Below are 12396 nucleotides of genomic sequence, written 5' to 3' on the forward strand. Positions count from 1 at the left end.
GGTTGAGTGAGTATCATAACAAAGGAAAGCCGCCTATGACTCTTACCGAGTTACGTTACATCGTTACTCTAGCCCAAGAACAGCATTTCGGTCGTGCTGCTGAACGCTGCTTCGTCAGTCAGCCGACGCTGAGTATTGCCGTTAAAAAGCTGGAGGATGAGTTGGGTACCGCATTATTTGAACGGAGTAAGCATGCGGTTCGGGTGACGCCGGTAGGACAAAAAGTGGTGCGTCAGGCACAGACCGTGCTGGAACAAGCGGAATCGATTAAAGATATGGCGCAAGAGGGTAAGGATCAGCTGGCTAGCCCGTTGCGCGTCGGCGCGATCTATACCATCGGGCCTTATCTGTTTCCGCAGTTGGTGCCCGAGTTACAAAAGCGAGCACCGAAAATGCCGCTCTATATCGAAGAAAATTTCACCGAAAATTTGCGTCCTAAAATTCGCAATGGTGAGTTGGATGCCATTATCGTTGCGTTACCGTTTGATGAGGCCGATATTCTCACGCGGCCGCTGTATGACGAACCGTTTATGATGTTACTGCCTAAGGATCATGCCTTGGCGAGTAAAGATCAGATCGATAGTCAGACGCTGCATGAGCAAGATCAAGATCTCCTCTTGCTGGGTGAAGGACACTGTTTTCGCGATCAGATCTTGGAGGCTTGTCCAACGCTCTCTCACGGCTCTGATAAGCATACCATCACCGAGGGTAGCTCGCTGGAAACCATCCGCATGATGGTCGCCTCAGGGCTCGGGGCGAGTGTGATTCCGAAGTCGGCTACCGGTGGCTACTATCAATCGGATATGGTCGTGACCAAACCCTTCAAAGCACCGCCACCGGTACGTACTGTGGGTATTGCTTGGCGCGCTAGTTTTCCGCGGCCGCAGGCGATCGATTTGTTGATTGAAGCACTCAACAACTGTGCGGTCGCAGAACATAAACATTGATATAAACGGCTGATATGAACCGACATAGCCTCGCACAATTGCCGGTCACGGAACTGAAAGGTGTCGGGGCGGCATTGCAAGAGAAGTTAGCTAAGTTAGATATCCATACGTTACAGGATCTGCTGTTTCATCTACCGCTGCGCTATCAGGATCGCACCCGTATTATGCCCATTGGCGGTCTACGTCCAGGGGATGAGGGCGTGATCGAAGGTGAAGTGAAAGGCGCGGATATTGTCATGGGACGGCGGCGCAGTCTGGTGTGTCGATTACAGGATGGCAGCGGCACCATTACGTTGCGTTTTTTTCACTTCTCGGCGGCGCAAAAAAATAGCTTAAAAGTGGGCACCCGCATCCGTTGCTTTGGTGAAATTCGTACGGGAGCCAGCGGTTTGGAGATCTACCATCCAGAATATCGCCGCCTAGATGAGAGCGTGGTTACTCCGGTAGAGGAAAGTTTGACGCCGATCTATCCGACTACCGAAGGTATTAATCAGGCTCGTTTTCGAGGCTTAACGGATGGTGCGTTGGCCTATTTAGCCAAAGGTTCATTGACAGAATTAATTCCCGAGCACTTGCGACAGCAGTGGCGGCTCCCCTGTTTGAATGAGGCGGTGAGTTATCTTCACCGGCCACCGGTGGATGCCGATCAAGCGCAGTTACTCGATGGCTATCATCCGGCTCAACGGCGACTCGCCTTCGAAGAGTTGTTGGCGCATCACCTCTCTCTGATTAAGTTACGTCAGCGAACTCGACAGTTAGGCGCCCCAGAGCTAGCAAACAGTCATCAATATCAAACGGCTTTTCTGCAGCAATTACCCTTTCCATTAACCGGTGCGCAACAGCGAGTCAGTCAAGAGATTAGCGCTGATCTGTGTCAGCCCTATCCGATGCTACGGTTGGTGCAGGGAGATGTGGGTTCGGGTAAAACCGTGGTGGCTGCGCTGGCGGCATTGCAGGCGGTTGAAGGAGGCTTTCAGGCGGCGGTGATGGCGCCCACCGAGATTTTAGCCGAGCAGCACTTTATTAGTTTTACTCATTGGCTCGAGCCGTTAGGGCTGAAAGTAGCGTGGTTGGCGGGCAAGCTGAAAGGTAAAAAACGTCAGGCCCAGCTAGAGGTGATCAGTGATGGCTCGGCACAGGTCGTCGTCGGCACCCACGCGTTATTTCAAGATGAGGTTCACTTTGCCAATCTTGGGTTGGTGGTGGTGGATGAGCAACACCGTTTTGGTGTGCATCAGCGCTTAGCCTTGCGAGAAAAGGGCCGCACCGATCATCGGGCTCCTCATCAGTTGATTATGACCGCGACCCCGATACCGCGAACGTTAACCATGAGTGCCTATGCCGATCTGGATTGTTCCGTGATTGATGAATTGCCTCCAGGACGAACGCCGGTGAATACGGTGGTCATTTCCGATCAGCGTCGTTCTGAAGTGGTTGAACGAGTGCGTCAGGCCTGCGGTCAGGGACGTCAAGTTTACTGGGTGTGCACGTTGATAGAGGAGTCTGAAGCGCTGCAGTGTCAGGCGGCGGAAGTAACCGAAGCCGAGCTACGAGAAGCGTTACCTGAATTACGGGTCGGTTTAATTCATGGGCGCATGAAACCGACGGAGAAAACCGCCATTATGGCACGCTATAAAGCCGCCGAACTCGATCTATTAGTAGCGACCACCGTTATAGAGGTGGGCGTAGATGTGCCGAATGCCTCGGTAATGATTATCGAAAATCCTGAACGCCTTGGGCTGGCTCAGTTACATCAGTTACGGGGTCGTGTGGGACGAGGCTCGGTCGAGAGTTTTTGTCTGTTGATGTATCATGCGCCCCTATCGCAACAGGGACGTGAACGCTTAGCGGTGATGCGCGAAACCACTGATGGTTTTCGGATTGCGGAAAAAGATTTACAACTGCGCGGGCCAGGCGAAGTGCTAGGCACGCGGCAAACCGGCATGATGTCATTTAAGGTGGCGGACTTACAGCGGGATGCTGATCTATTAACCCGAGTGAAGCAGGTGGCGGGACAAGTGATGTCGGATCCGCAGTTGAGTGATGCCATTATTCAGCGTTGGTTAGGTCGCGATGAACGCTATGCCAGTGTCTAATGGCTTTGTCAGTCAACGGTTAGCGGCGTTGACCGATGTGGCGCTATCCAATGTTAATTCCCAGTGTCTTTATCGACCCATGATGAGAGATCTATGACTGTACCTCCGTGTCGCTTTTCCATTGCAGCCTCTGATGCGCCTATTGAACTGTTACCGCGTGATTTGAGTGACTGGCGTCAAGGTAATAGCGGTATTGATTACGTACATCGGTTAGATTCGGGCCGTGATGGGCCAGAACTGGTGATTCAAGCACTAACCCACGGCAACGAGATCTGCGGTGCCAACGCGCTGTTATGGCTGTTGGAGCATCAGTTTCGGCCGACAAAGGGGGCGTTAACGCTAATCTTCGCCAATGTTGAGGCTTATCAAACCTTCGATCCGCAACGGCCGTTCGCTAGCCGTTGTCTCGATGAGGATATGAATCGTATCTGGTTATCCGAACGGTTATATCACCCCGATACGCGTGAAACACAGCGAGCCGTTGAATTGCTACCCTATATCGAGAACGCTGATAGTGTGTTGGATCTACATTCGACGACCTTTGCCGTGGCACCGATGCTAATTTATCCACAGACCTCGACGAATCGTGCTTTTGCCGATCGGTTACAGTTTCCGTTCCCGCACCTGCTGTATGATGTGGGTAACTATCATGATGGTATTATGATTTCCGAGCATCAACGACATGCCGAGCAGGGGGTATCGATCGTGGCGGAGTGTGGTCAGCACTTTGCTGAGTCAACCTCGCAGCAGGCGTTAGCAGTGGCGCTGCGCTTTATTGCACAGCACGGCATGTTAGACAATGCGGTGGAGATCCCCGCGTGGGGTTATGCCGCCGATCATCAGGCCGGCCATTATCGTATTGATCGAGTGCTGCATGCAGCGACAGAACAGTTTCGTTTTGTCGCGCCGGTGACAGGCTTTGAGCAATATAATAAAGGCGAATTAATTGCGCTAGATGATCAAACATTGATCGCCGCCCCCTTTGATAACTGCACTTTGATTATGCCCGCCCGAGTGCCGGTTATCGGTGAAGAGGTGGTGACACTGGCGGAACGTTTATAAGATGCAACTTTGTATGACACTGAACAGGAATCCTTATGGCCGCTTCTGAGCAGCAACTTGAAATCATTGAACGGCAGTTGGGGCGTGAACCCCGTGGATTGGTTGATATTGCCTGGCAGAGCCCTCAGGGGGTGCCTGGCGTGCTGCAGATGCGCTCACTGGTGGATGATCAGCCTTTCCCGACGCTCTATTGGCTAAGTTCTAAAGATCTGTATCAGGCGATTGCCGAGATCGAAACGGCGGGCGAGGTGAAGCGTATCGAGCAGCAAATCGAAACCGATACAGAGTTACGCGAGGCGCATTTGAGGGATCAGCAACGCTATGTTGAGCTACGCTGGCAGATGATGACGGATAGTGACCGTCAACGTATTGCCGAGCTTGGCTTTACTGACCTATTCGACAGTTATGGCATTGGCGGCATTCGTCACTGGGATAAAGTACGCTGTTTGCACATGCAGTATGCCTACCACCTAGCAGTTGGTGGTACGGCGATTGGTGCCCTCATTGAGCAACGTTATGAGCTCAATAAGCTTGTATTGTCTATGTAAAACGATGGCGGTGGGATAATCGCAGGCGTAAAAAAGCAGGCGTTTGCCTGCTTTTTGACAGACGCCAAGCGTCTGTTAATGTTTAATCCGCGGTTAGTGACATCGATTAACCGGTCAGCTTGTGGTATTTCTCCATCAGCTGTTCTTCGCTCTCAACGTGATCCGGATCTTTAGGAATGCAATCCACTGGGCAAACTTCAACACACTGAGGGGTGTCATAGTGACCAACACACTCAGTACATTTGTTTGGATCGATTTCGTATATTTCATCACCGGGAGCAATCGCCTCATTGGGACATTCCGGCTCACATACGTCACAGTTAATGCATTCATCTGTGATAATTAATGACATTGTGGCTACCTCACTGACTCGTAATTACTTAAATATTAGTGTCCGAAATGATCTTTCAGCACTGTATTGACTGAAGGGTGCACAAACTGTTCTACATCACCGCCCAAGCTCGCGATCTCGCGTATTAGGGTGGATGAAATAAAAGATAAGTGCTCTGCCGGCGTCAGAAAGATACTTTCTGTCTTCGGCGCTAGCTTACGGTTCATATTGGCGAGCTGAAACTCATACTCGAAATCGGAAACCGCACGAAGGCCACGCAAAATAATATTGGCATTATGCTTGCGTACCAGTTCTACCAATAAACAATCAAAGCCAATTACTTCAACATTGTCTAGGTGTGATGTTACCGTTTTCACCAGGCGAACCCGCTCTTCCAGCCGCAATAAAGGTTCTTTATTAGGGCTAGAGGCAATGGCTACAATCACCTTATCAAACAGCTTCGATGCCCGTTCGACTAGGTCGGCGTGTCCATTTGTTATAGGGTCAAATGTACCCGGGTATACTGCAATGTTCATTATGAGTTCACGTCTACTGTGCTTGAATGAATATTAGCAAATCCGCAAAGGCGCGATATTAGCTGAATTGCAAGGCTATCACAAATACAATAATGGAATGTATTGATCTTTAGTGGTTATAAGAAGAATTATTTTAATCACAATAAGGAATATACATGTTAGCGCGAATGATTAAAAGGTGATCAGATGACGGCGATGCGATGTTTTACTCCATTTCTTCTTGTTTTTAGTGTTGTGCTGCTGAGCGGCTGTCAAACATTACAGAATATTGATAAAGGTTTGTATGACGTTGCCGAATCAATCACCGAAACTGATCGCGTGACGGGGCAGCGAACACTGAGTGCTGCGGATCGTACGGCGCAGATCAAGCAGGGCAATGCCGCGATTCAACAGATGTTAGCGGCTGAGCGAAAAGCGGGCCGTAAAACGGATGCGGCGCTTGATCGACGCGAATATCAGCGTTTAATTCAAATCTTTGATCGGGTGCATCAGATTAGTCATCTCAGTCAAGAACGTTGGCAGCCAATATTGCTGGATCGGGATTCATTTAATGCTTTTACCACCGGCGGTACTTATATCGTTGTTCATCGGGGGTTGATGCAGCAATTAAATAATGATGAGGTGGCGGCGGTGATTGGTCATGAAATTGCGCATACCGTAGCGAATCATATTGGCGAGCGTCAGACCTCTCAGCAGATTAGCTTACTGACATCGAGTGCCGCACGAAAACAGGGCTATCAAGCGGCGTATACCCATGCGTTAGAACGGGAAGCAGATCGTATCGGTGTGTTATACAGTGCCTTGGCGGGTTATGATCCTTATGCGGCCACGGGTATTTGGCAGCGACAATATCAGCAACAGGGTAATGCCCGTAGTTTATTTGCCCATGATCATCCCGTGAATGCCGAACGTGCCGCCGAAACCAAGGCGCTGGCGAATCAGGTTAAGCAGTATTATCAATCGGGTCGCATCAATCCGAGTGCCGCGACCTTGCGCGATAATAATAGTCTATGGCAGAAACGTGATAATCGAGATCAAGCTACCGCCGGTGAAGGTGGTGGCGTATCGGCTATCTTATCCACCGCCCTAGGCGCCTATGTTGATCATCAACAAGCAAAGCAGGAAGCGGGACGTCAGGCACAATATGCTCAGTTTGTGAAAGCCGTCGAAACCTATATGCAGCTTGAACAACAGCGGCGCGTCAGCACGACTAGCTGGAGCACTCGCTGGCGCTATGCCGGTAATCGATCACTCAAAGGCGTGGTGATGGGGTTTATTGCAGAGGACAGTGGAGGCAAGGTGCATCGGTATGTTGCTCATCAGTCGGGTATCGTGCGTCCCGGTCAACGCTTTAGTCTGACCTTTAAAACCAATGATGGCGTGACGTTAGCGCAGCTTGAGAAGATGAAGGCGCGCTATTACGTCGATGATGCCTTGCCATATTAGGGCGAAAGCGTTGCTCGAACGTCCAACGTGTGCGATTGACGCGTTGTTGCTCAGCGCCGCCATCGAGCCACGAACAACGAATCACGGCTTTGTTAGGTTCTTCGATACAGCCGATAGGTGACCTGTCCTGCGGTTTTTTCTCGATGCAGCACCCAGTTATCGGGTACTAGCGGATCGGTGAGTTCCTTTTCGGTTTCGAGATAGATCATTGCGTTGGCGGTTAGCAGGCCGTTTTGTTCCAGTAATTGACAGCAGATGGCGGACAGGTCTTGATGGAAGGGCGGATCCAGAAACACCACATCAAACTGGACTTCCAGATCACCACTGCGCTGTTCTAACCAATCGGTGGCCGAGCTGGTAATTAATTCGGCTCTCTGAGTCTTCAGATCTTGAATGTTTTGACGTAACTGACGAATCACTACCGCTGAGTTGTCGATCATGGTGACGTGAGAGGCTCCGCGCGACAGTGCTTCGAAACCGAGTGCGCCACTGCCGCTGAAAAGATCGAGGCAACGACCGCTAGGGATGTAAGTCGATAGCCAGTTAAACAGTGTTTCTCTGACGCGATCGGGGGTGGGTCTCAGACCTTCGACGGCGGGAAAGCTGAGTTTACGGCCACGCCATTCACCGCCGATGATCCGTAGTTGTTGATTGCCTGAGCTGATTTTCTGAGGCGGGCGCTGTGGGCGACGTCTAGCCATTGTCATTCCTTAAAGTTGAACGCTGCATGACTTAATATGCCGGTAGCGTAATTTGATAACGCTCGTTACTGGTGAGAAAGTGACGCATATTATCACGAACATCGGCGTTATTGACTGCATCGAGCGTCGTTTCGAAACGGCTCAGGTAATCCGTCGGTAACCGGTAAAACGCAATAGTATCTAACATATTTAACTGCGCGGTAAGTGACTCCATCTGCTCTCGATAGGTATTTTGCAGCCTGTGCCGAGTGTCATCGATCAAGGCATCATCAAGCTGTGTTAGCAGTGTTGTCATTAACGGTGTTAGATCGCTATTGGCATCGATGGATGAACCGTGCAGCATCATAGCGAGATAGCCCTGTTTGTCGAGTGATTTCCAGATTAGGCGTGCGGTTAGTTGCGATTGTCGTTGGATTAACTGCCGCAATGTTTGGACCGTGAGTAGTTCAGTGGCAAATTGAGGTTGTTGGCGACCGGGTAATACGAGACCTGTCAGACGATAGGTTTGATTGCCTTGAGGAGGTAGGCGAACCGATGTGGGGTCAGTCGGTGCCATGTCGAGACTGCCATGACGGCGATTATTGCTGACTATTGGGCTGCTTAGTAGGGCGCTTAGACGTTGAGCGAGTGCTTCGCTGTCGGGCCCTTTAAGGGTGAGGGTGATGCCACTGAGGTGAGTGCTGTTATGATAGATATCGGCAAAGCGTTGAAGCGCAGACACCGAGTGGCGGTGACTGATTAGCTCACCAAAGTGGTTTAGCAGGCGATTCTCAGGGTCTTTCAAATTTAAGTATTGCGCTGCTTCTAAGCGTGCCCAACGTTGCTCGAGCCCGATATCGGGCTGATAAGTGCTCAACCGTTGTAGCAATTGTTTGGTTAGATCGTGAATAGCATCGGTTTGCGCGGCATGATCTGCCGAAAGCGTAATAACGATTTTAAGCTGATCGGGCGCAATCGCGGTGCTCAGTGTCGCCTGCAAAAAGGCAAACGTGGGTTGCGCCGTTAATCCTGCCAGTTGTTGTTCAACCTGTTGTAATAATAGCTGTTGTAATAACTGTTGTTCGCCATTGAGAGCGACGTCAGTGCGTAATAGGAAGCTGAGCTCTAGTGTCTCTAATTGATCGACGTTAGCGTAATAGAGTGGCACTTCGGGCTGTTTCTTTATATTGATAAACTCAGGGCCGCTGCGCTGACCCGCAGTGAGCAGTGCAATAGCAACGGCGACGACGCCGATAATGATTTTGAGATAAGTGCGGTTGAACAGAGGAGGCTTGGCTTCCAGCATCGGTTTTACCTGGTTATGTTATGGCCTGTTTTGAGTGCCCCAGTCGAGCTTTACTATGATAAGATATCCGGCCTAAATGAAACATACAGGACGACTCGCGGATGGAACAGGGATTCCCTTGTTTTTTTGCCCTTTCAGCGTCTGATATCGGACAGTAATCGAGCATGTTTAAGAAGCTTAAATCAATTTTCAAGTCTGAGAAAAATGATACTCAGAAAGATTCAGCCGAGGTAGTCGAACGGCCATCTGAACAGGCGGAAACGGTTGTCGAGCAGGACGAAATATCCGTCGCCCCGATTGAATCGACAGCGATAGAAGCCTCTGTTGAAGAAACGATAGAGGCTGACGCGATAGCTGTCGAAGCAGTCCAAACGGTGGACGCAGCGGTCGAGATCGAAAAGCCAGAGACGGTGATGGCGGAGGCTCCCACGGAACCAAACCTGGCGGTCGCCGAAGATCAACCCACGGCTGACGATGCGATAACGGGGAATGCGGATCACGAGTCGTCAATCGAAGCGCTCAGTGCTGCGCCTGTAGAAACCGTTGACGAACCGGTAGACGTCGCTGAGTCTCCGGTGGCTTTGATTGAACCGGAGGCCGTTGCAGCCGCAACCCCTGAGACTAAAAAGAAACCAGGCTTCTTTGGCCGCATTAAAGCGGGCTTGAGCCGCACCAAGGGTAATCTGACCGAAGGCTTGGGCAATCTATTTCTCGGTGCTAAAGAGATCGATGATGATCTGTTTGAAGAGATCGAAACTCAACTGTTACTCGCCGATGTCGGGGTTGAAGCAACCACCGAGATTATCGATAAACTGACGGCTCGTGTGAGCCGTAAGCAGTTAGCCAATGCCGATGCGCTCTATATCGCGTTGAAAGAAGAGTTGGCGGGATTGTTGGATCAGGTAGAACAGCCGATTGATTTCAGTCAGAGTAACGGACCGTTTGTGTTACTGATGGTGGGGGTTAACGGTGTGGGTAAAACCACGACCATCGGTAAGTTGGCGAAAAAGTATCAGGCCGAAGGTAAATCCGTGATGTTGGCGGCGGGTGATACTTTCCGTGCGGCGGCGGTCGAGCAACTTCAGGTGTGGGGTGATCGTAATGATGTACCGGTGGTCGCGCAACATACCGGTGCGGATTCCGCCTCGGTTATCTATGACGCCTTGCAGTCTGCTCAGGCTAAGAATGTCGATGTATTGATTGCCGATACCGCGGGTCGGTTACAGAATAAAGATCATCTGATGCAAGAGCTGGAAAAAGTCGTGCGGGTGATGAAAAAGCTAGATCCCGATGCACCTCATGAGGTAATGCTGGTGCTAGATGCGGGGACGGGACAGAATGCGATGAGTCAGGCCAAGCTGTTTAAAGAGGCAGTGGGTGTGAGTGGTATCAGTCTGACTAAGCTCGATGGCACTGCCAAAGGCGGCATTATCTTTGCCATCGCTAAGCAGCTCGATCTGCCTATTCGTTATATCGGTGTCGGTGAGCAGGTGGATGATCTGCGTCCCTTTAAGGCGAAAGAATTTGTTTCGGCGCTGTTTGACTAGGTTCTTTTTAGCAACGGTTTAACGTCATGTATCGAATACGCCAATGATTAGCTTCGACAATGTCACTAAGCGCTACCCCAATGGCTATGATGCGCTGAGTCAGGTTAACTTTAGTCTCGCCCGTGGCGAAATGGCCTTTTTAACGGGCCATTCGGGGGCGGGTAAGAGTACCTTGCTGAAGTTATTGATGCTAATGGAGCGGCCTTCTAATGGCCGCGTGTTGATGGGCGATCAAGATCTCGCAAGGTTGAGTAACAGACAGATTCCTTATCATCGTCGCCGCGTTGGGGTGGTGTTTCAAAACCATCAGCTACTGTTCGACCGTTCGGTGTTCGAAAATATTGTTTTACCGCTGCGTATCTGCGGCTTTGATCCCGTTGATGCGGCGCGTCGAGCGCGTGCGGCATTGGATAAAGTTGGCCTATTAGATAAAGAGAAGCTTAATCCGGTGGTGCTATCGGGGGGCGAACAGCAGCGCGTGGGCATTGCGCGTGCGATTGTGCATAAACCGCAGGTGTTGTTAGCCGATGAACCGACCGGTAATCTCGATCCAAAACTCTCTGAAGAGGTCATGCGGTTGTTTCAGCAGTTTAATCAGGTGGGTACAACCGTGTTGATTGCCAGCCATGATCTGAGCTTGATTGCCCGCATGCCTCATCGCGTGATTACTCTTAATCAGGGTAGGCTGATGACCGATGGAAAATAATCAACGTCGCAAAGGTGCGGTCCGGGTTGAGCCAACGCCCAAACGCGATGCTAAGGTGCATCGAGGTGCAGAACATCATCATCTGAATATCGCCGATAAAGGCCGCAGCTATGTGCGGCATAATATTGAGGTGGCCAGACAGTCTTATTATTCTTTGTTATCGCAGCCCCTGACCACCTTTATGACCCTAGCGGTACTGGCGATTGCCTTAGCCCTGCCTGGCGCGCTGTATACGGGGTTAAAGAATCTTCAACAACTGGGGGATAGTTGGGAAGGCGATCCTCGGGTGGCGCTGTATCTTAAATTGAGCGTTACCGACGCAGAGGCGGAAACCCTCAGCCGCAAGCTGTTGTTGCGTGATGATGTGGCGGCCAGCGAACTGATTACGGCACAGCAGGGGATGTTGGAGTTTCAGGCGATGTCTGGCTTTGGTGATGTGTTTAGTTTTCTCGATAGTAACCCGTTGCCCGCTGTGGTGATGGTGATGCCGCGGGATCTATCGGTCGCATCGGTGCCGTTATTACAAGCGAAATTACAAGCCTTGCCGCAGGTCGATGAAGCGATCGTGGATATGGAATGGGTGCAGCGGTTAGTCGCTTTTGTATTATTGGCGGAGCGATTAGTGTGGGTACTGACGGCGCTATTTATCATGGCGGTGCTATTGGTGGTGGGTAATACGATTCGTTTATCCATTGAGAGTCGCCGTGATGAAATTATTATTGCGAAGCTAGTGGGAGCGACGGATGCTTATGTGCGACGCCCTTTCCTCTATGATGGCGTCTGGTTTGGGCTCGCGGGTGGAGTATCTGCCTGGTTCTTGATTCAATTTAGTTTATTCTGGTTGAATGGCCCTGTTGAACAGTTAGTGGGGCTTTATCATAGTCAGTTTGAACTGACCGGCTTGGGTTTCGTTGAAACAATTCTGTTACTCATCATCAGTATTCTCTTGGGCTTAGCCGGTGCTTGGCTAGCGGTAGGGCGGCATCTGCGCGAGATTCAGCCGCAATAAGCCGTTTAATCGATACAGCCTAAAGTCGCTTGTTAGATAGCGATGTGATGGCCGCTGCAACAGTAGTACATGCACGTGGGCGGTTAAGTATTCAGCTGTTCAATGTAAATGTTCAATGTAAATGTTCAATGTAAATATAGGTAAAGTGATTCCGTTGTTATGCTTGCCATCTGTTAGTGTTG

12 protein-coding genes are annotated in these 12396 nt (G+C 50.6%); 8 read left to right on the forward strand and 4 right to left on the reverse strand.

Annotated features, from left to right (window positions below):
- Positions 1–35: 35 nt before the first annotated feature.
- From Q4488_RS15140 to Q4488_RS15155, 4 genes are all read left to right on the forward strand, one after another.
- A complete protein-coding gene (locus Q4488_RS15140) occupies positions 36–947 on the forward strand; it encodes a hydrogen peroxide-inducible genes activator (protein WP_303581320.1) in 912 nt (303 codons plus the stop codon).
- A 14-nt stretch (positions 948–961) separates the two neighbouring features.
- Positions 962–3043 (forward strand): ATP-dependent DNA helicase RecG, encoded by a 2082-nt coding sequence (recG, locus tag Q4488_RS15145; protein ID WP_303581321.1) that lies wholly within the window; start codon positions 962–964, stop codon positions 3041–3043.
- A 93-nt stretch (positions 3044–3136) separates the two neighbouring features.
- Positions 3137–4105 (forward strand): succinylglutamate desuccinylase/aspartoacylase family protein, encoded by a 969-nt coding sequence (locus Q4488_RS15150; RefSeq protein ID WP_303581322.1) that lies wholly within the window; start codon positions 3137–3139, stop codon positions 4103–4105.
- Positions 4106–4140: 35 nt separating this feature from the next.
- On the forward strand, positions 4141–4653 hold the full coding sequence (locus tag Q4488_RS15155; RefSeq protein WP_303581323.1) for a DUF501 domain-containing protein: 513 nt from the start codon (positions 4141–4143) through the stop codon (positions 4651–4653).
- A gap of 106 nt (positions 4654–4759) precedes the next feature.
- On the opposite strand, the gene Q4488_RS15160 is transcribed toward Q4488_RS15155, so the two are convergent.
- Complete coding sequence (locus Q4488_RS15160; protein WP_303581324.1) at positions 4760–5005, reverse strand: YfhL family 4Fe-4S dicluster ferredoxin; 246 nt, start codon at positions 5003–5005, stop codon at positions 4760–4762.
- Between the two features lie 35 nt (positions 5006–5040).
- Positions 5041–5520, reverse strand: coding sequence for a pantetheine-phosphate adenylyltransferase (coaD, locus tag Q4488_RS15165; protein WP_303581325.1), 480 nt, complete (start codon positions 5518–5520; stop codon positions 5041–5043).
- 186 nt (positions 5521–5706) lie between these two features.
- On the opposite strand from coaD, the gene Q4488_RS15170 reads away from it, so the two are divergent.
- Positions 5707–6966: a M48 family metallopeptidase gene (locus Q4488_RS15170; protein ID WP_303581326.1), complete on the forward strand. Its 1260-nt coding sequence runs from the start codon at positions 5707–5709 to the stop codon at positions 6964–6966.
- Positions 6967–7058: 92 nt separating this feature from the next.
- On the opposite strand, the gene rsmD is transcribed toward Q4488_RS15170, so the two are convergent.
- Positions 7059–7667, reverse strand: coding sequence for a 16S rRNA (guanine(966)-N(2))-methyltransferase RsmD (gene rsmD, locus Q4488_RS15175; RefSeq protein ID WP_303581327.1), 609 nt, complete (start codon positions 7665–7667; stop codon positions 7059–7061).
- A 31-nt stretch (positions 7668–7698) separates the two neighbouring features.
- Positions 7699–8952: a hypothetical protein gene (locus Q4488_RS15180; protein WP_303581328.1), complete on the reverse strand. Its 1254-nt coding sequence runs from the start codon at positions 8950–8952 to the stop codon at positions 7699–7701.
- 164 nt (positions 8953–9116) lie between these two features.
- On the opposite strand from Q4488_RS15180, the gene ftsY reads away from it, so the two are divergent.
- Genes ftsY through ftsX form a run of 3 tightly spaced genes read left to right on the forward strand, consistent with a single transcriptional unit; the run spans position 9117 to position 12214 of the window.
- A complete protein-coding gene (gene ftsY, locus Q4488_RS15185) occupies positions 9117–10499 on the forward strand; it encodes a signal recognition particle-docking protein FtsY (RefSeq protein ID WP_303581329.1) in 1383 nt (460 codons plus the stop codon).
- A 43-nt stretch (positions 10500–10542) separates the two neighbouring features.
- Complete coding sequence (gene ftsE, locus Q4488_RS15190; RefSeq protein ID WP_303581330.1) at positions 10543–11205, forward strand: cell division ATP-binding protein FtsE; 663 nt, start codon at positions 10543–10545, stop codon at positions 11203–11205.
- Positions 11195–12214, forward strand: a complete 1020-nt coding sequence (gene ftsX / locus Q4488_RS15195) for a permease-like cell division protein FtsX (protein WP_303581331.1) — start codon at positions 11195–11197, stop codon at positions 12212–12214. The genes ftsE and ftsX overlap by 11 nt, the downstream gene beginning before the upstream one ends.
- Positions 12215–12396 lie beyond the last annotated feature (182 nt).

Origin of the sequence: Amphritea sp. 1_MG-2023 (assembly GCF_030547545.1) — a bacterium.
Classification (GTDB): Bacteria; Pseudomonadota; Gammaproteobacteria; order Pseudomonadales; family Balneatricaceae; genus Amphritea.